Genomic DNA, 18,143 nt, shown 5'->3' on the forward strand with positions numbered 1-18,143 from the left:
GAATCAAAGTATGAAATTCAAAAATTCAGTTTTTCAAACTCCTCTTCTGGTGTCGCATATTTTCGGGATGATTTATCGGGCTGCGCTAACACGCAGAGGCGCAGCGAAAAGTTCTGTTCGCGTAGCGTCTCCGTCAGGAGAAGGAGGGTTTCCCGACCTAGGAAACTTTTCAAGACATAGGCGCAGAAAGGATAAGGAGTTTTAAATTTAAATACATTCAATTTCATCCCTTGTTTGTGTAATGCCCCTCTTCTCTGTGTCTCTGCGCGACGCCAGTTCGCTCAAGTCAAGCCAGCCGCGTGCGGGGGTTCCCCCCGTTGAGCGGACTGGCGCGGGAAACCCGCCCACGCGACTGGCTCCTCTGCGTGACACAAATTCATAATCTTAATCAGCAACGCCAACTTTCTTAATTACGAATTACATTCACACAAAGGGACATCTCATGAAAGGCGACTTTACTCGATTCACCTTCCAACCAGAAAAACGTTATACCAGCGTGCTGATGCAGCAGGGACGGCTGCAACTAGATGCCGACTGGAATGAGCAAATGAGCATCCTGGGATATCTCAACCAGACTCAGGCGCGAGACATGATTGGGGCTTCAGCGGGTACTTCCGAAACCGAAGGCGGATTCCAACTTCTCCCTACTCCCGACAATACCGACTTAATTATTCGGGAAGGGCGTTTTTATCTAGGTGGGCTACTGTGTGAACTGCGTCTAGGTACGCCAATTAGTGTTAAGTGGCTGGATGAAAAGACTATCCAAATTCCCTTTGTGATGGTGGACGGATTGGCGTTAGCAAAAGACCAGTGGGTAGAAATCACCGGACAGAAGTTTAAGAAACGCATCAAAATCTTAAAAGATGACCTAAAGCAACAAATTCTGGAATTAGCAGAGCCAGTACCAAAACCTACAGATGTCGGCGAAACGCTGCAACTGCGACGACTCATCACCTATAAAACTCAACCTGAGTATACTAATCCCCCCGCTCCATCTGCCAACTTACTCTATCTTGTCTATCTAGATCTATGGCAACGACACGTTACGGTAATTGACGATCCAGAACTGCGAGAAGTGGCGCTTAACGGATTTGATACTACCACACGTCTAAAAACCATTGCTCAGGTGAAGTTGCTGGATGTCACTGAAGATATTCACAAGTTGGCACAGCAGCTACTCCAACTAAATCAAAAAACCGGCCTCCTAACGCAGAAACCGCCACTTTCAACTTTGGAAAACCTGCCGGCATGGCAAAAACTGCTCAACCATGATGTATGGATGACTGCAAGTACGGCATTAGATCCCACTAGTGGCAATACTTTGGGAAACTACCTGGGTAAAGAGAACCGCCTCTACCGGGTCGAAATTCATGCAGATGGCACTTTGGAAAAGGCAACTTTCAAATGGTCACGCGACAACGGCAGCATTGTTAGTGCTGTAAAGTCTATTGAAGGCAACGTGATCAAGCTCAAAGGTCAAGATGAGTACAAGCTGTTTGCAGCCCAATTCTCAGAAGAGAAACCCTGGATTGAAATTATCAGCGAAGCCCAGGAACTCCACAATCAGCCTGGTATTCTAGTTCGGCTCAAGGAGCTAAAACCGCCTAATCAATTATTATTTGACCAGAGTCAGATACAGGGTACTGACATTCCCAAAGCAACGCCGGAACAGGCAGAACAGCAGAAGTTAAAGGTGCGTCGCTGGGATGGTAAGGATTCTACTAGTAGCGATTGGAAGGTACTTGAGCAGGGAATTAAGGTACAGTTTAATGCTACTAGCCTGGGCGATGAGTTCCGCAACGGCGACTTCTGGTTGATACCAGCGCGGGCGACTGGGAAGCAAATTGAGTGGCCAAGGGATCTGGCGAAAGTAAAAGACCAACCGGGGGAACCACTCCCGCAAAAGTCCACAGGTATTGAACACCGTTACGCCATTCTAGCGCTGGTGAAAACTGAAGCAAATACTGGCGAGTTTGTCCCAGCAATTGAAAATGATGACTGGACTCAATCTGATCTTCGTACTAAGTTCCCACCATTGATCAACTGTTTTGACAAAAACACTGGTTATACTGATGGTTCCTTTGGGATTGGAATTCAGCCAGAAGCAAGATTGCACGTCCGAGGAAATGCGACTCAAATAGCACAAGGAAAAATTTCGACGGTTGGAGGCGATCGCTCAAAAATTGCGATCGCAGATATTAACCCTACTCAAGTCTTGATCTATAAGGGTTACACGCTAACAGTTAACGATAAAACCAAGCTGGTAACTGATGTTGATATCAACGGTGTGTTAACAGTTGACCCGCCATTTGATGCCCCTCTAGCTGACCAAAAAGTTGAGTTCCAATATCAACAACCCGTGATCCGCTTTGAAAGTAGCGCCACCGATATCTCTCCGCAATTTTTCCTCAACCCACAGGGCAATATCGGCATTGGAACGTTTAACCCAGCAGCAAAGCTGGAAATTAAAGGCATTACCAACGACCAAACTCTCAGCTTGCTACATATTAAAAATGCCATTGGGGGAAGTCTACTACACGTCAATTCAGACGGCAAGGTGGGCATCGGCATTGAGCAGCCCCAAGCTAACTTGGAAGTTAAAGGTATCCTCAAAACTACGACTGGTACGCTCAATCCTGGTTTTCTTGAAATTAAACCGCAGAATAACAGCCCTGTCAGCTTCACCTCAAATGCAGGCTACAGTTTCGACAATAACATCACGATCGCTAGCGGTGGACTCACAATTACCCAAGGCAGTGCAACGATCGCCAATGATGTCACAGTTAAAAATGGCAATATTAAGGTTCAAACGGGTAGTGCAATCATAAGTAATGATGTCACCGTTCAAAATGGCAACCTTAAAGTTGAAAAAGGCAATGCTGCGATCGCCAATGGCCTCACCATTCAAAATGGGGGAATGACAGTCAAGGGAAATGTGCAAATAAACGAAGGTACTTTAACTATTGGCACTTTCCAAATTACCACCGACGGATTGCAATTTAACCAGCCGATAACTTTTGGTAGCAGCATTACTGTCAACCAAGGAATTACCGCCAGAAATGGCATTTCAATTCCCACGGGGGATGTAAATATTGGGACAGGAATTTTGCGAATTGGCAGCTTCCAAATTCGTGGTACTGCTCCTCAATTTAGCGAAGCTGTTGGCTTTAACAACGGCATCACCATCAATAAGGGCGGTGCTACAATTTCTGGCAACGTTACCTGTAATTTCAGCAGTGCAGAAAAACTTACCCTGAGAAATTCAATAGGAGAGCCACCAGAAAATTCGCCAGTTATTGACCTTCCTAACCAAAGACTTTCGATTCAAGATGGAGCAAACAAACTCATTACTTTATCACCTCTAGAAAGCACAAATAACATTAAACTGAACATCTGTGGAAGTGCTGTCATCGGTAAAGAATATGTGACTCGGAATGCTCTAGCAAATTTGGCGCTGGATAATGGACTTCTTGTTGAGGGAGATGTCGGAATTGGTGTATTTGATACTACCCCTCCTGTCGCAAAACTAGAAGTCAGGAGTACATCAGATGCTAATAAGATTGCGTTGAATATAACAAAATCAAACCGTGATAGTTTGTTTTATGTGAGGAATGATGGGCAGATTGGAATTGGTACAGGAGGTTTAAATCCTCTATTTGCTCCTGTGTTTGATAGTAGTATTCCCCCGGCGGCAGTCAATCAAACTAAGCTATATGTGAAAGGAAATGCTTACGTTGACGGCAATATTTTTGTCAAAAAAGTAACGGGTGGGACGTTTACTAGCAATGATTTTGTCCAGATTTCATCTCGAACTTTAAAGGAAAATATCGCCAACTTATCTAGTCAAGAAGCGGTAGAGATGTTGAAAGCGCTCAATCCAGTTAAGTTTAACTATACAATCGAGGGGGACGATCGCACTCCTCACGCCGGATTCATTGCCGAAGAAGTACCTTCCCTACTTGCATCGTCTGATCACCAAGCAGTACGCCTGCTAGACGTGATCGCAGTGTTGACAAAAACAGTCAAAGATCAGCGAGAAATGTTGATGTCGCTAGCGAAGATTGTCAAGCAGCAACAACAGGCGATCGCTACTCTTACAGATAAACTGAATACTTCGGATAAATAGCACATCACAACTCAATTCACTCACCATGACAAACATTACCATTTTTAACGTTGACGACAACATCAAAAACCTCTTGCAAGAAAGAGCTGCAAGAAATGGCCGTTCTCTAGAAGAAGAAGTAAAAGAAATTCTCCATCTTGCTTTAATAGAAAGTCAAAAACCGCCTATAAATCTTGTAAATCTGATAGAAAAACGCTTTGCCCACTTGGGAGATTTTGAACTAGGAGAAATTACCAGAGAACCTATGCGTCCTGCGCCCACTTTTGAATGATTATTCTTGATACTAATATTTGGAGATGGGTTTTTTGTTGTGGAAGCGATCGCTTGTCTATTTACCCTTTTCCCAACTAATATGCTTAACCAAGAGTATCCTGATCTGATTGAGAACTGTTAGAGGATGTTTGAAAAGTCCTATCGTGGGTAGCAAAACGTTTTAGATCCCCCTAAATCCCCCTTAAAAAGGGTGACTTTAAGAAGTTTTCCCCCTTTTTTAAGGGGGGCTAGGGGGGATCGATTAGTGCCTAAAATCACAGCCAACCACTTTTCAAACAACCTCTTAGGCAAATCCACAAGTTAACAACAATTCTGTAAACCGCGCTTCCTCTTGAACCCTCATTATTCTTAATTGTGTCATGGCTTCCATGAAAGCATTGTCACCTTTCACCTGACAGCTAATAGCCCAGTCAATAGTTTGCAGCAGTGAAAATTGGAATACACGCTGCAACAGTGCGGGCTGATCAGATTCACGATATGCTGGCAGCACCCGCGACAAGAAGTCTAAACCATAGTCCTCATAAATCCAGAGGAAATCCCATGCCGGATCTCCAATCATTATGTCTCCAAAGTCAATGATGGCAGTGACCTGCTTCGCTTTCTCATCGAAGAGAACATGATCTGGAGAAAGGTCGCCGTGCAGCAACGTGAAGCGAAAATCTGAGGTGTTGCCGGATTCCAGATAATTCCCAATCACCCGCTCAATAAACAAGCACTCTGATTTATCTAGGATTGCAAACAGATTCTCTTGCGCTTGTTTCAACAAATCAGAACACCGATTTGCATATTCATTGGCTAATACATGACAATCTTCTGCAAGCCTTACGTCCACCGAGTGCATCTGGTTCAAGAAGTGCGCTACTTGCTCCGCACAACGGGCTCGACTTGCTTCGTCAAGTGTGAAATATTGTTCTTGGGAAAGAGCGTGACCGGGCAGGAGTGGGTAAGCGATAAATGACAGTTTCGGATTATCTTCAAAGGAGGCAATTTGCGGAGATGGAATCGGGAGCGTAATTTGATTTACAAGTTTGGGGAGCAAACAGTATTCGCGTTTTAGACTCGCGCGTGCCTCGTCGTGTTTAGCAAAGCGGAAGACCCATTGATCATTTACAACGTATGCTGAACAGAAGTCTCCATCAGCGAGATAGCATATTGAGTCAATTGTCCATTCCGGACAACAACGCAAAATAGCCTTTGTAATTTCTCTAAGTGTCAAATTACCCATCCTTGACAGGTTAAGAAAATTGCTCATTTGTCAAGAGGGTGCAGTAAAAGGAGATAAATCTAGCTTGGAGACAGGCTTTCGGACACTTTTAACCACACCTAAGTCAAGGTTTTCTTTCGCAGCAAAGTATTTAACGGGGTCATCAGCTTGGCCTTTTTCTTGCGCTACGCTGAAATGGTAGAGTCCACGAAAAATCATCTCTAAAGAAATGCGGTCAAATGGTAAAGATAATTCATCTGCAACCATTACAGTAATATATACCCCTTTACCACGATGGTAGAGGGGTGCGGCAGTGAACCGAGAATTGGAGAAAATAAATTTAGTGCTAACGGTGCCCATCACCCGCCGCAGATAACCTCTGCATCAAACCGATCATTTTTCGGCGGTAGGTGTGCATGAGCGTTGTTAGCTTGCGCCTGCTGTTACTCGATCTGCACAGCTATTTTTTGAGTTCGTCAATCTTACTATGTAGCTGGTTTACTGATGCAGACAATTGAGATATTTCTCTCAAAATTCGGTCAATCAAGATAACATAGTCATCGCGTTCAGGCGGGCCGCCAGGAGGTAAGCATTCTGCAACCTTATCCCCCCCCAGTAACTCTTGAAATTGTGCAACAATTTCAACAATAAGATAAGGTGACTTTTTTAGGTCAATTGTGTCGCCGTATCTTTTGATTATTTCATCTATCGCCTTCTCTTGAAGTTTGACTTGGTTTTCCATTTTGCCTCCTATATGGGGTTGATGAAACTATTTTGTCTAATCCAAGTATTGAGCGTGATTTTTATTCCCCGCTTTACTTGTAAGCTGGCATGAATCATAGCATAGTTGCAATTTCCATTCTTTAAAAGATTATCCCAGAATACCAGTCTTCCTTGTATTGGCATCACATAATGATTTAAGGCTCTAAAATAAGTTTCACCTCCCTTTTGTGGAGATAAAAGATATATCAAAATTGTTTTTTTTCTCTCTCCCGACGGGTGATCTTTCCAGCATCCACAGTCATTATGAAAGTTATAAAAGTCACCATACTCATACTTTGTTATCTGCCAATTTTCTAATTTATCCAAATCAACATTTATTTTCTTATGAAGCAAGCTCTTAATGCTATCAGTTTTGTTTTTTAAGTTATAACCAAAATTGCACTCATGGAGTACCTGACTTTTTCTATGGCTAGAAAAATACTCATGGTGACTAAAAGTATTATGTTGTAATGCTACTTTTGCCGTCGTCCAAAAAAGATTGAGACTACTTTCTTCTAGTAGATTACGGCATTTGCTTTCTGGTAAGAAATTATCAATTATGTTTATACCGTTTAATTTTAAAATATCAAAATTGTCAATATTATTCATTTTCAATTAATTTGTATCCTATAAATTCTTCGTAATCGGAGATGCTTCTCGTTTTTCCTAGCGGAAAATTTTTGTATTCCACTCCTTTGAAGATTCTTTTAATTCTTTGGCAAGACTTGGCATCAAGTATGTGCCAGTTATTGTGATTTTCCCAGTGAGGTGTTCTGGTTGTTCGGTCATAAAGATGCCATGCTATGACCCTATGCGGATGAAAAAAATCATAACCATGACAATAAGCTCTTAAACCCGTTGTGATTTCATCCCCATAAAAGTAAATATTGGGATCGAAGGGAATTTCACGGTTAAAGTTGCCTATTGTAAATAAAAAGCCAAGCGAAATAAAATGAGCTTTTATTGGGGATTTGATCCATTTGAAATACGGAATGGGTTGGCCGTTAAATTTGGTGAGTAAATTAAAATAATACCCTTCGACATACATTTTAAGTGGGTAGTTGGATTTATTTTTTGGAAAAGATTTGGGATCGAAGGATGGTGGGTAGCCTGTCAAAATGGGTTTGGATATGCCGTTGTTCTGCAACTCTATAAGCATGTTTATTAATTTAATGTCCCACTTTTTTGAAAAGCGTATGTGTGAATCAATTAGTAATGTATAGGTTTCGTTATCCCAGTTCTTTTGCGCGACGCTTCTTGCCCAGTTCGCGCCTTTACTTTCTCTGTAGTCAATATCAATAATATTAATGTTTGCTGAGTTTAAGATCTCTTTTGTCAATGTTTCTGATTTGTCATGTTGCCAACAGATGGAGATTTTTAATCGCGTGCTGTCATGGGCATTATTTAAGAGACTTTCAATTGTATAAATTAATTGGGTATCTCTGTAGGATGGAATTTGCACAAATATTTCATCTTGGTTTTTCTTCATGATTTTATTCTTTCTGCATATTCTCGTGAACAAAATCCTTTGTATGTAAGGCTTCTGCCACTTATTTTCTTCATAAATAAGGATTTATGATGGTTAATCAGGGTCTATTACAATTAGAGAAAAGAATTGAATCAGACTTTAAAAGTGAAAGTTGACCATAAAAAGGTAAAGGAATTATGCAGATCCCCCACGCACGATTATCATTCTTATTTTAATGTTTTGAGTATTTTAACTGATTGACAAAATGGGTTTTATCTTAATCTGTCACGAAAGCAAATTACCTTACATTTAGATTTAGTAGCCAATACCTTCGCCAAAAAAAAGAGTATAAGGACACCAAATCGCGGTGTCCTTAATGAAAAAATTCAGTGGATTCTAGATACCAAAATTATTTGTTGCCGTTGCCGTTGCCGTTGCCATTACCGTTATTGTGAAGGACACGTTCAGCAAGTTTTTCCGGTACTTCCTGGAGATGATCGTATTCCCAATGGAAAGAACCAACGCCAAGAGTAAGCGATCGCAATTCTACAATAAAGTTTTGCATCTCTGCTTGCGGCAAGTATGCAGATACATTATCCCAGCCTTGCCAATCGTTTTTGCCCTCGTAACCCAAAATCTGCCCGCGTCTACCACTCAGTAGTTGCAATACCTTGGAGGTAAATTCACTAGGTGTTGTCACTTCCACCCGCAAAATTGGTTCCAGAAGGGTGGGTTGCGCTTGGGGTATCCCCGTCTGCATAGCTAAGCGGGCTGCTTGCTTAAAGGCTTGTTCGGAACTATCGACGCTGTGGTAAGAACCATTGGTTAAAGTTACCGCCACATCTACTATTGGGAAACCCAAGGGCCCATGCGCCAGAAACTCCCGCACGCCCATTTCTACCCCAGGAATATATTGTCTGGGAACTACACCGCCAACGATGGTTTCATTGAAGTTAAACCCTGTACCACGTGGTAAAGGCTTAATATCGAGAAAAACATCACCAAACTGTCCGTGGCCACCACTTTGGTGCTTGTAGCGCCCATGAACCGCAGCTACCGTTTTGCGGATGGTTTCTTTGTAAGGCACTTGTGGCAAGTGGGTTGTCATTGGTAAGTTATATTTGCGGCGCAGTCTATCTAAGGCAACTTGTAGATGAATTTCGCCTTGACCCCAAAGGATAACTTCATGGGTATCGCCATGTTGCTCCCAAGCAAGTGAGCAGTCTTCTTCTAACAACTTGGTGATGGCACTGCTAAGTTTAACTTCATCGTTGCGCTTTTCTGGTGTAATAGCCAGAGCATACACTGGTTCTAATTTTTCAGCTTTGGGTAATTCTATAGCTAACTGCTGCTCTGTAGAGATTGTATCGCCCGTCTTGATTCCCTCTAAGCGGCTCAACGCGACAATTTCACCAGCACCAACTTCATTAACTAATTGCTGTTGTTGTCCCATGAGGCGATAAATTCCACCAGTGCGAATGCCGTTGAGGACGATACCATCAGTTAATTTGCCCCGCCAAACACGCACCAGGGATAGTTTGCCACCTTGAGGAGTATAGTAAGTTTTTAGTACCTGGGCTAAAGGAGAAGTTGTTTTGCTCTTGAGGTTTTTTAAGCGACGTTCTGCTGTGGTTTCTGGTTCGGGAGCTTCTCTTAACAAAGCTTCTATTAAAGGTCTAACACCATAATCTTGTTCTGCCACACCAAAGAAAACGGGCACTACCAAATCTGCCCCTAATTCTAGTTTTAAGTCTTTGAGGATTTCCTCTTGGGGTGGCTCAATGTCTTCTAAAAGTTCTTCTAGTAAGTGGTCATCAAAATTTGCCAGGGCTTCAAGCATTTCTGCCCGTGCTATGTGTTCTTCTTCTTTTAAACTTTCGGGAAAGGGGATGGGATCAGCAGGTGCGCCTGGATGATATTGGTATGCCTGTTCGCTCACCATATCAATAAAGCCGGTCAGCTGCTCCCCATTCATAATGGGATATTGGTGCGCTACTAAAGGACGGCTGGATACAGCTTTGAGAGCGTGCAATGTTTCCAAGACGTGAATATTTGCCCGATCCATTTTATTAACAAAGACGATGTGGGGAATTTCCCAATCGTCTAAGAATTTAAATAGAGGGGCTAAGGTGAGGACTCGATCGCGGATGGGTTCACAAACTACAATTGCTGCATCGACTCCCATTAAAGCATTGTATGTTTCTTGGGCAAACTCCACGCTTCCCGGACAGTCAATAAAGGTAAAGCGAGTGTCATTGTACTCTGTGCTAGCGGCACTTACTTCTACACTCATTTGGCGATCGCGTGACTCAGCGGCACTGTCTCCGATTGTGTTACCATCCTTAACATTGCCTTTGCGCGAAATTGCCCCTGTGACAAATAACAAGCTTTCTAGTAAAGTGGTTTTTCCACTTAAATAAGGCCCAACAATTGCAACATTCCGCGAACCCGATTTTACTTTTTCGTTCATAAAACCTCCCTTGCGGCAAGTCACTCTAACCGCATGATTCTGTTAATTTCAGGGATAAAAAATGGTTCTCTGGAGTCAAACTTACCCCTTCTTTAATTTGTTATTATCCTCCCTTTAATCAAAAGCTAAAAAAATTGTAGCCTGTTGTAAGGTTTGACTTAATAAAAGTTAACAATTATGACCTTTAATACCGAATCCAGAAGTTTTGTAAAGAGCTTCAGTTGTAACAAGACTTTATGTGAAGTAAAACTAACTGAAAGTGTTCCAAGTCAGAAAATCAATGGGATTATCATTCTCTAAATATCACATAGCAACAGTAGCGAGTTTGATTTTGCTGGGTGAAAGCATCCTCTTTTCCTCTGTTTCCCCTGCCTCCCCTACTCCCCCTCTGCTTGCACAAGCAGATACTAAAACAGGCACAGACTTGTTAAAACAAGGCTTACAGGCAATTCAGGCAGGAAAGGTACAAGATGCGATCGCTGCCTTTAAACAAGCAACTCAATTAGATCCAAACTTGGCAGCAGGCCACTATAATTTAGGACTGGCACTGCGACAAGTGGGACAATTACAACCATCGGCTGATGCATTTTATCGAGCAACCCAAACTGATCCCAAATTTGCTCCAGCCTTTGCCAATTTAGGCGGAGCTTTGTTAGAAGGGAATAATTTACAGTTAGCAAATGACTACTTGCAGCGAGCGCTGGAACTTGATCCCAAATTGGGTTTTGCTCACTATAACTTAGGGTTGGTAAGAGAGCAGCAACAAGATTGCAAGCAGGCGATCGCATCCTTTAAAAAGGCTATGGAATATAGCAAAAATGCCCCGGAGCCTGCCTACCATATAGGGATGTGTTATCTTCAACAAAGCAAATTCGACAAAGCAAAAGATGCTTTTCGTCAGGCAATCAAAATTAATCCAAAATATTCAGAAGCTCATTACAATCTTGGTTCAATTTGGTTTAACCAAGGCAAATTACAAGAAGCTTTGGAAGCTTTTAGAAAATCAGCCGAAGCTAACTCTAACTATCCCAATGCCTATCACGGTGCGGGGTTAGTTTTTATCCAGTTACGGCAATATGGAGATGCAGTTCAAGTGTTGCAATTTGCTAGAGATTTATACAACGCTCAAGGTAATTCCCAGTGGGCAAAAAATGCCGAACAATTGTTGCAACAAGCACAAAATTTAAATTACCAACCTCGCTGAGGCGCGATCGCTTAACATTGCGTAATATAAGATTATTGGGTTGACTCGCTGGTGTGGTGTGAACTAGTCTCGATGGGAATGAAATTTACATGCAAAAGCGCCTCAAGAGTCGATTTTTATTTTGCGATCGCTGGCTTGATCGGCAATCAATTGTTCGCAACATGGAGGCTTTCCAAGACTTAATTGTGATCGTCCTATGTTTGGGTTTGTTCGCCGTCATGCTCATACAAATGTGGGGAATACTTATCGCCCTGACACAGCCACTAGATTATAAATCTGTAACAGCCAAAATACTTTTTGTGTTGATTTTAGTCGAGTTATTTCGACTACTAATGGTTTACTTGCAAGAACATAGCATTTCTGTTGGCGTAGCAGTTGAAGTAACAATTGTATCTGTACTACGAGAAGTAGTTGTTCACGGAGTCATGGAAATTTCTTCAGCTCAGACCGTAGCAATTTGTGGCTTACTGTTGATTTTAGGTGGGCTATTAATAGTCTGTGCTAAGACGCCACACATGGATTGCATAAGTGCTAACACTAAGTTTTGCCCAATTGTGTATGAAGACCGTAGAGAACTGCAAAATGATCTAGAGTTCCATTATTCACGTCACCGTGATGAAAATCAACCTCGTGTATGAATGTCAGTAAAACATTGCCCAAATTCATCACGAATTAAATTTGGAAAAACTCTGCGTATCTGTACATTTGAAAAAGCGATCATTTGACCCAAAGCCGTAGTCAGCTTAGAGGCGATGGTTTTGTACACTTTTACTTGGCAATGCTTTAGCAGCCTTGATGTATCCACAGGTGACGATTGTTAATCTAACACTAGTAGTATTTATCGCACTTCACAAGGTTCTTCCGGCGTATTGAACTATACCCTTTTAGGGAGATGAATCACTCTTTTAAGGCGAGTAAAAATTAATTAGAAATCTTAAAAGAGGGTCTACCAATGGCTAAAAATACAGGTAACGGACAGTCTCAACAGCCAATTAGCAACCTAGAGTACGACTTTATCACCGTGTTGCACAACAAGGCTGAAGCAGTAAAGGCTTACGATACTTACATTCAAGATGCACAGCAAGTTGGTTCCCAACCCTGTGTAGAGTTGTTCCAAAAATTGCGCCAATCTGATATTGAGCAAGCACAAGAGATCCGCCATCATCTACAAGAAGTGATGCAGCACGGCAAGATGTAACCTAAGTATTTAAATAGGTAGATGCACAGAGAAGTTGGAGCATAAGAAGCTTGCTATCCAAACTTCCTAAACTTTCTTTGTAGACTCAAAGCAGTGAGGAGTTCGCAGTCCTGGACGCTACTTGCTACGCTGTGCGAACGCTAAGAGCGAAACAGTAGCAAGTCTTGTTTGCGATACGCTGCGCGTAGCTTGCTTCCCTATAGAGGTAAAGCGGCTATTCAGAGCATTTCACGAAAATCCTGATACAATTCACTGCCTCAACTTGCCTACAAACTTACGCTATCCCCTTTGGTGTCGCCTTTTGGGTTTTCATGTTCGCCAAAGGCGTTCCCATTTGCGTTAGCGTTGCAAAGCAAAGGGTAGCGTGCCTGAAACAAGATTTGCAAATATAAAAATGTATTTTATTGAGTCAGGACTTACCCAGAAAACCTCTCAGACTCTCATTCCTCCGTGTACTTTGTCTTGAAAAGTTTCCTAGGTCGGGAAACCCTCCTTCTCCTGACGGAGACCGGAGGCGAACAGAACTTTTCGCTGTGTCTCTGTGGTTCGTTTTCCCGTTACTTATGCGTAAGTCCTATGAGTAATTTTTCATTCTTTTAATTTTGTTGACTTTAGCTTCTAGGTACATAAAGCTGAAAAAGCTTACATTACAAGCTTTATAAGACTTTATATTCTTTATTTTTGCAAAAATTACATCCATCAAAAATCAAAAAGCCTTGAAAAAACTGTATCAAGGCTTGATTTTTCGCATCTAGGTATGTGATACTTTATCTCACAACTCCGGTAATTCAATCAAATTGCCGGATATTAGTTTAGTATGATAGCACTACATCAAAAGATTCTCTATCTGAGTATTTTTAGATGGCTAAGGTAATAATCTTTAGTTAAAGCTTGTACATCCTAGAGAATACGGTTATATCCGAGAGTTAAATATTACTAAACACGGTGTCTTGCTAGAGATGAATCTCGCATAAAATTCTCCTTAATATTTAGTATGCTTCTATACTTAGTCGATATTAATAAATAGCTTATGTCCCTCTGTGCTGATAATTTTTAGCCTGACATAAATATTTCAATTTTATTAATCTATAGTCAATTAAATAGCTAATTTCTACTGATTTCTCTTGTAGCTAATCGTACAGATTATACACTCAGTCATAATCAAAATGTCCTGAGTTAGGTGATGAATTCTGATTAGTTTCTAACATACAACACAATAAAAAAATTACTTAGTTAGGGAAATGCAAATTTATATCATAAAATTTTTACAAACAATGCAACTTTTGTCTCAACATATAATTAAAAGTTGGTTAAAGAAACGTCGTGTGCAAAGCTTTGTCAGTCTGTTTGTATTGGGTACTGTTTTGAGTATGACAGTCGCCGCCTGCTCTGGAGGCGTTTCAGCTACGAAGGCAGACGTCAAACTCAAACTCGTCTCTTTCTCTGTCACCAAAGCCGCGCATGATCAAATAATTCCCAAATTTGTGGATAAGTGGAAGAAAGAACATAATCAAAATGTTACTATTGAGCCGAGTTACGGGGGTTCTGGCGCTCAAACGGCAGCAATTATTGCAGGTTCGCAAGAAGCAGATATAGTACATTTGGCACTTCCTCTAGATGTTATCAAACTTCAGCAAGCAGGTTTGATTAAATCAGGTTGGGAAATCAGAACTCCGAGAAATGGTATTGTCAGTAAATCTGTAGCAGCGATCGTCACTCGTGAAGGTAATCCCAAAAACATTCAAACTTGGGCAGACTTAGCAAAAGATGGTGTAAAAATAATTGCAGCTAACCCAAAAACTTCAGGTATTGCTATCTGGGAATTCTTAGCTTTTTGGAGTTCCGTGAGTCTAACAGGCGGTGACGAAACGGCAGCATTAGATTATGTCACCAGAGTTTATAAGAATATCCCTGTATTAACGAAAGATGCCCGTGAAGCCAGCAATTTATTTTTCCAAAAAGGCGAGGGAGATGTCTTAATTAACTACGAAAATGAGGTAATTTTGGCGCAAATAGGTGGATTGAAACTACCTTATGTTGTACCTCAAGTCAATATTTCTATTGATAATCCTGTAACTTTAGTTGATAAAAATGTTGATAAACACGGTACAAGAGAAGTTGCACAAGCATTTATTGATTTTCTTTACTCGACAGAAGCTCAACGGGAATTTGCCAAATTACAGTATCGTCCTGTTAACCCTACCGTTACCCAAGAAGTAGCATCAAAACAACCGCCAATTAAAACTTTATTCACCTCACAAGATTTAGGTGGTTGGGATATTATCCAGAGGAAGTTTTTTGAAGATGGGTCAATTTTTGACAAAGTTCAAGCTGCTAGCAAAGCATGATCCTTTCTTTTTCACACAGCATTGTCTATTTGCCAATAGTCACTTTATCTCAATTTATAGTTTATGAATTTTTATAGCAGATTTAAAGATAGCTTTTTATTAACATCTTTAATGTTTATTGCCAGCACTATCACTGCTTGTAACAGTGGACAGGAGTTGAAAAGTCAGGTGAGTATTGATGGTGCAGCAGTAGGTTTTCCTATTTCTTTAGCAGTTGCAGAAGAATATCAGAAGATAAAAGCTGACGCGAAAGTTAGCGTTGCTTCCAGTGGTACAGGTGGCGGTTTCAGTAAGTTTTGCAATGGTGATATTGATATTGTTGGTGCTTCTCGTACCATCAGAAATGAGGAAATAAAAAAGTGTAAAAGTAAGAATATTGAGTTTATAGAGTTACCTATAGGTTTAGATGGCGTAGCCGTAATTGCAAATCGTAAAAACGACTTTGCTCAATGTCTAACTATTAAGGAAATGAACACAATTTGGAGTGCTAAATCAGACGGCAAAATCTTGGCTTGGGATCAAGTTAATCCTAAGTTTCCTAAGCTACCACTGAAGCTCTATGCTCCGGCTTCTGATACTGGAACCTTTGATTATTTAACTCAAGCTGTTACTGGCAAAGCCAAGAATGGGCGTACAGACTACACTCCTAGTCATAATCAAAACCTCCTAGTGCAAGGTGTTTCTGGTGATGAATCAGCACTGGGCTATGTAGGGATATCTTACTACATTCAAAACCAAGAAAAACTCAATTTAGTTGCTATAGAAAATCTCAAAGGAGAATGTAAAAAACCAGTTCCATTGGATAATGTACTCAAAAACACCTACACACCTCTGTCTCGTCCCCTTTTCATTTATGTTAGTAAGATATCTTTAGATAACAAGCCAGCAGTAAAAGAATTTGTAGATTTTTATCTAGAAAATTCTTGGAAGTGGGTAGATGGCGCTGGTTATGTAGCATTACCTGATGAAGCTTACGTCAAGGTCAAATACAAATTTGCTGCTGGTGAAACTGGGACAAAATTTCAAAAAGCTAAACCAGGCGAACCAATTACAAACTTTATTTAGACAAATCCCTAGTCAAACAATTTTGGATTTGGGATTGATTCCACAGATAAATATGGGGGCTTGTACCATTAAGGAATTATTGGTCATTTGTAATTTGTTTTGTGTCAAAATTTAACTGTTTATGCAAAATACCACTCCTCAAGATGATCCTTATTTACTACCCAGACAATCACTAGATAAAAATATATCTGAAGATATCTCAGAAAGGATTGTTGGAGCGATTTTATTTGCTTGTGCTTTAGTTTCGGTTTTGACTACCTTTGGTATAGTCTTTATTATTTTTCAGGAGACATTTAGTTTTTTCCAAGAAGTTTCCTTTGCCCAATTCTTTCTTGATACTAAATGGACGCCTCTGTTTGCAGAGAGACATTTTGGCGTTTGGCCATTAATTAATGGCACTTTCTTGACTACAGCTATTGCTATGTCAGTTGCTATCCCTTTGGGTTTATCTTCTGCCATTTACTTGAGTGAATATGCTCAACCCAAAGTAGCAGCAGTTTTACGCCCAGCAGTGGAACTTTTAGCAGGCATACCAACTGTAGTTTATGGTTATTTTGCACTGTTATTCGTCACACCCTTGCTACGAAATATTATCCCTTTAGAAATATTCAATTCCTTGAGTGCGGGGTTAATGATGGGAATAATGATTACTCCTACTGTTGGCTCCATTAGCTTAGATGCTATTCGCTCAGTTCCACGTTCTCTACGGGAGGGTGCTTACGCTTTAGGTATCACTAAACTAGAAACCATTTTTAAAGTAGTTTTACCAGCCGCACTTTCGGGAATTGTCGCCTCGATTATTTTGGGCATTTCTCGCGCTGTGGGTGAAACAATGACTGTCCTAATTGCCGCCGGACTACAACCAAAGCTGACTGTTAGCTTTGCGGAATCAATAGCAACAATGACAGCTTACATGGCACAAATTTCCGGGGGAGATAGTCCGCGTGGAAGTCTAAATTTTAAGACTTTATATGCTGTAGGCGCGGTTTTGTTTCTGCTGACTCTCAGTTTGAATATTGTTAGTTACTGGATTGCTAATCGTTATAAAGAAAAGTATGAGTAATAAGCATGGCTACTAGTTATCAACGAAATGATTCTTTTGATTCAGCGGCAGAATTTACTGATAATGTTGACGCAAGAGAGAATTTGGGAAAGGTCTTTGAAGTAGTTTTTTTGATAGGATTGCTGATTGGTATATTTGTCTTAGCATTGCTACTATTTGATATTTTAGGAGACGGATTAGGTAGGTTTTTGACACTAGGCTTTCTCACAGAAACTCCTTCTCGTTTTCCTGATCAAGGTGGCATCCGTCCTGCTATCGTCAGCAGTATTCTTTTAGGACTTGTTGTTATCTTTGTGACTGTACCCATTGGTGTCGGAGCAGCTTTATATCTAGAAGAGTATGCACCTAAAGCTTGGTGGACAGTGATTATTGAGATTAATATCAGCAATCTCGCAGGTGTGCCTTCTATTGTCTACGGACTACTGGGTTTAGGAGTTTTCAATTATTTGCTTGGCTTTGGCCCCGCTTTGATTTCTGGTGCGTTGACTTTATCTTTATTGTCTTTACCAGTAATTATTGTGACGGCTAGAGAAGCAATTCGCGCCGTTCCAGATTCGCTAAGAAATGCTTCTTATGGATTAGGTGTCACTAAATGGCGAACTATCAGCAATCATGTTATACCCTATGCTGTTCCCGGTATCCTGACAGGGGTGATTATTTCTGTATCCCGTGCTATTGGTGATGCGGCGTCTCTAATTGTTGTAGGTGCTGTGGGTTTTCTGACGTTTAACCCTGGTTTGTTCCAGAGATTTATGGCATTACCCATTCAAATTTACAGCTACATCACTCGTCCTGAACCGGGTTTTGCTAATGCAGCAGCAGCGACAATTATAGCTTTGTTACTCTTGATTTTAGTTTTAAATGGTGTAGCAATTTATATCCGACAACGCTTTTCAATACGTTAGATAAATGAATAGCTAATTGGATAATTTTCACTGAGTTAATCCCGGTTCATGGATATT

At 41.0% G+C, this 18,143-nt stretch carries 14 protein-coding genes and 1 pseudogene; 9 read left to right on the top strand and 6 right to left on the bottom strand.

Features of this window, described 5'->3' with window-relative positions; genetic code table 11:
* Positions 1–442 precede the first annotated feature (442 nt).
* Positions 443–4,126, top strand: a complete 3,684-nt coding sequence (locus tag HCR01_RS23955; RefSeq protein ID WP_193198596.1) for a DUF6519 domain-containing protein — start codon at positions 443–445, stop codon at positions 4,124–4,126.
* A 25-nt stretch (positions 4,127–4,151) separates the two neighbouring features.
* The gene (locus tag HCR01_RS23960; RefSeq protein ID WP_193198597.1) at positions 4,152–4,397 is read left to right on the top strand and encodes a FitA-like ribbon-helix-helix domain-containing protein; all 246 of its coding nucleotides are present in this window, start codon (positions 4,152–4,154) and stop codon (positions 4,395–4,397) included.
* A 285-nt stretch (positions 4,398–4,682) separates the two neighbouring features.
* Here HCR01_RS23960 and HCR01_RS23965 read toward each other — a convergent pair whose 3' ends face one another.
* The 6 genes and pseudogenes from HCR01_RS23965 to HCR01_RS23990 all read right to left on the bottom strand — a co-directional run bounded on the left by HCR01_RS23965 (position 4,683) and on the right by HCR01_RS23990 (position 10,303).
* A complete protein-coding gene (locus HCR01_RS23965) occupies positions 4,683–5,651 on the bottom strand; it encodes a phosphotransferase (protein ID WP_226889584.1) in 969 nt (322 codons plus the stop codon).
* Between the two features lie 18 nt (positions 5,652–5,669).
* A pseudogene (locus HCR01_RS23970) lies at positions 5,670–5,867 on the bottom strand (IS4 family transposase); the annotation flags it as partial.
* Between the two features lie 196 nt (positions 5,868–6,063).
* Positions 6,064–6,345 carry a hypothetical protein gene (locus HCR01_RS23975; RefSeq protein ID WP_193198599.1) on the bottom strand — a complete coding sequence of 94 codons (282 nt, stop codon included), beginning with the start codon at positions 6,343–6,345 and terminating at the stop codon, positions 6,064–6,066.
* Between the two features lie 8 nt (positions 6,346–6,353).
* Positions 6,354–6,974: a 2OG-Fe(II) oxygenase gene (locus tag HCR01_RS23980; RefSeq protein ID WP_193198600.1), complete on the bottom strand. Its 621-nt coding sequence runs from the start codon at positions 6,972–6,974 to the stop codon at positions 6,354–6,356.
* Complete coding sequence (locus HCR01_RS23985; protein ID WP_193198601.1) at positions 6,967–7,854, bottom strand: GlcNAc-transferase family protein; 888 nt, start codon at positions 7,852–7,854, stop codon at positions 6,967–6,969. The genes HCR01_RS23980 and HCR01_RS23985 overlap by 8 nt, the downstream gene beginning before the upstream one ends.
* 388 nt (positions 7,855–8,242) lie before the next feature.
* Complete coding sequence (locus HCR01_RS23990; protein WP_193198602.1) at positions 8,243–10,303, bottom strand: elongation factor G; 2,061 nt, start codon at positions 10,301–10,303, stop codon at positions 8,243–8,245.
* A gap of 280 nt (positions 10,304–10,583) precedes the next feature.
* Here HCR01_RS23990 and HCR01_RS23995 point away from each other — a divergent pair, with 280 nt between their 5' ends.
* The 7 genes from HCR01_RS23995 to pstA all read left to right on the top strand — a co-directional run bounded on the left by HCR01_RS23995 (position 10,584) and on the right by pstA (position 18,086).
* The gene (locus HCR01_RS23995; protein ID WP_193198603.1) at positions 10,584–11,507 is read left to right on the top strand and encodes a tetratricopeptide repeat protein; all 924 of its coding nucleotides are present in this window, start codon (positions 10,584–10,586) and stop codon (positions 11,505–11,507) included.
* Between the two features lie 89 nt (positions 11,508–11,596).
* Positions 11,597–12,145, top strand: coding sequence for a phosphate-starvation-inducible PsiE family protein (locus HCR01_RS24000; RefSeq protein ID WP_193198604.1), 549 nt, complete (start codon positions 11,597–11,599; stop codon positions 12,143–12,145).
* Positions 12,146–12,459: 314 nt separating this feature from the next.
* Entirely contained in the window at positions 12,460–12,705 is a 246-nt protein-coding gene (locus HCR01_RS24005) for a hypothetical protein (protein WP_193198605.1), read from the top strand.
* A gap of 1,274 nt (positions 12,706–13,979) precedes the next feature.
* The gene (locus HCR01_RS24010) at positions 13,980–15,053 is read left to right on the top strand and encodes a sulfate ABC transporter substrate-binding protein (protein WP_226889585.1); all 1,074 of its coding nucleotides are present in this window, start codon (positions 13,980–13,982) and stop codon (positions 15,051–15,053) included.
* Positions 15,054–15,116: 63 nt separating this feature from the next.
* On the top strand, positions 15,117–16,118 hold the full coding sequence (locus tag HCR01_RS24015) for a PstS family phosphate ABC transporter substrate-binding protein (protein ID WP_193198607.1): 1,002 nt from the start codon (positions 15,117–15,119) through the stop codon (positions 16,116–16,118).
* 121 nt (positions 16,119–16,239) lie between these two features.
* Complete coding sequence (pstC, locus tag HCR01_RS24020) at positions 16,240–17,181, top strand: phosphate ABC transporter permease subunit PstC (RefSeq protein ID WP_193198608.1); 942 nt, start codon at positions 16,240–16,242, stop codon at positions 17,179–17,181.
* Between the two features lie 5 nt (positions 17,182–17,186).
* Positions 17,187–18,086 (top strand): phosphate ABC transporter permease PstA, encoded by a 900-nt coding sequence (gene pstA / locus HCR01_RS24025; RefSeq protein WP_193198609.1) that lies wholly within the window; start codon positions 17,187–17,189, stop codon positions 18,084–18,086.
* Positions 18,087–18,143 lie beyond the last annotated feature (57 nt).

This window comes from Nostoc sp. MG11, from assembly GCF_014904695.1.
GTDB lineage: Bacteria > Cyanobacteriota > Cyanobacteriia > Cyanobacteriales > Nostocaceae > Komarekiella.

Coding starts and splice junctions, on each gene's coding strand:
- HCR01_RS23990 (WP_193198602.1), bottom strand. CDS start 10,303: ATGAACGAAAAAGTAAAATCGGGTTCGCGGAATGTTGCAATTGTTGGG.
- HCR01_RS24015 (WP_193198607.1), top strand. CDS start 15,117: ATGAATTTTTATAGCAGATTTAAAGATAGCTTTTTATTAACATCTTTA.
- HCR01_RS23965 (WP_226889584.1), bottom strand. CDS start 5,651: ATGAGCAATTTTCTTAACCTGTCAAGGATGGGTAATTTGACACTTAGA.
- HCR01_RS23960 (WP_193198597.1), top strand. CDS start 4,152: ATGACAAACATTACCATTTTTAACGTTGACGACAACATCAAAAACCTC.
- HCR01_RS24005 (WP_193198605.1), top strand. CDS start 12,460: ATGGCTAAAAATACAGGTAACGGACAGTCTCAACAGCCAATTAGCAAC.
- HCR01_RS23975 (WP_193198599.1), bottom strand. CDS start 6,345: ATGGAAAACCAAGTCAAACTTCAAGAGAAGGCGATAGATGAAATAATC.
- HCR01_RS23980 (WP_193198600.1), bottom strand. CDS start 6,974: ATGAATAATATTGACAATTTTGATATTTTAAAATTAAACGGTATAAAC.
- pstA (WP_193198609.1), top strand. CDS start 17,187: ATGGCTACTAGTTATCAACGAAATGATTCTTTTGATTCAGCGGCAGAA.
- HCR01_RS23955 (WP_193198596.1), top strand. CDS start 443: ATGAAAGGCGACTTTACTCGATTCACCTTCCAACCAGAAAAACGTTAT.
- HCR01_RS23985 (WP_193198601.1), bottom strand. CDS start 7,854: ATGAAGAAAAACCAAGATGAAATATTTGTGCAAATTCCATCCTACAGA.
- HCR01_RS23995 (WP_193198603.1), top strand. CDS start 10,584: ATGGGATTATCATTCTCTAAATATCACATAGCAACAGTAGCGAGTTTG.
- HCR01_RS24000 (WP_193198604.1), top strand. CDS start 11,597: ATGCAAAAGCGCCTCAAGAGTCGATTTTTATTTTGCGATCGCTGGCTT.
- pstC (WP_193198608.1), top strand. CDS start 16,240: ATGCAAAATACCACTCCTCAAGATGATCCTTATTTACTACCCAGACAA.
- HCR01_RS24010 (WP_226889585.1), top strand. CDS start 13,980: ATGCAACTTTTGTCTCAACATATAATTAAAAGTTGGTTAAAGAAACGT.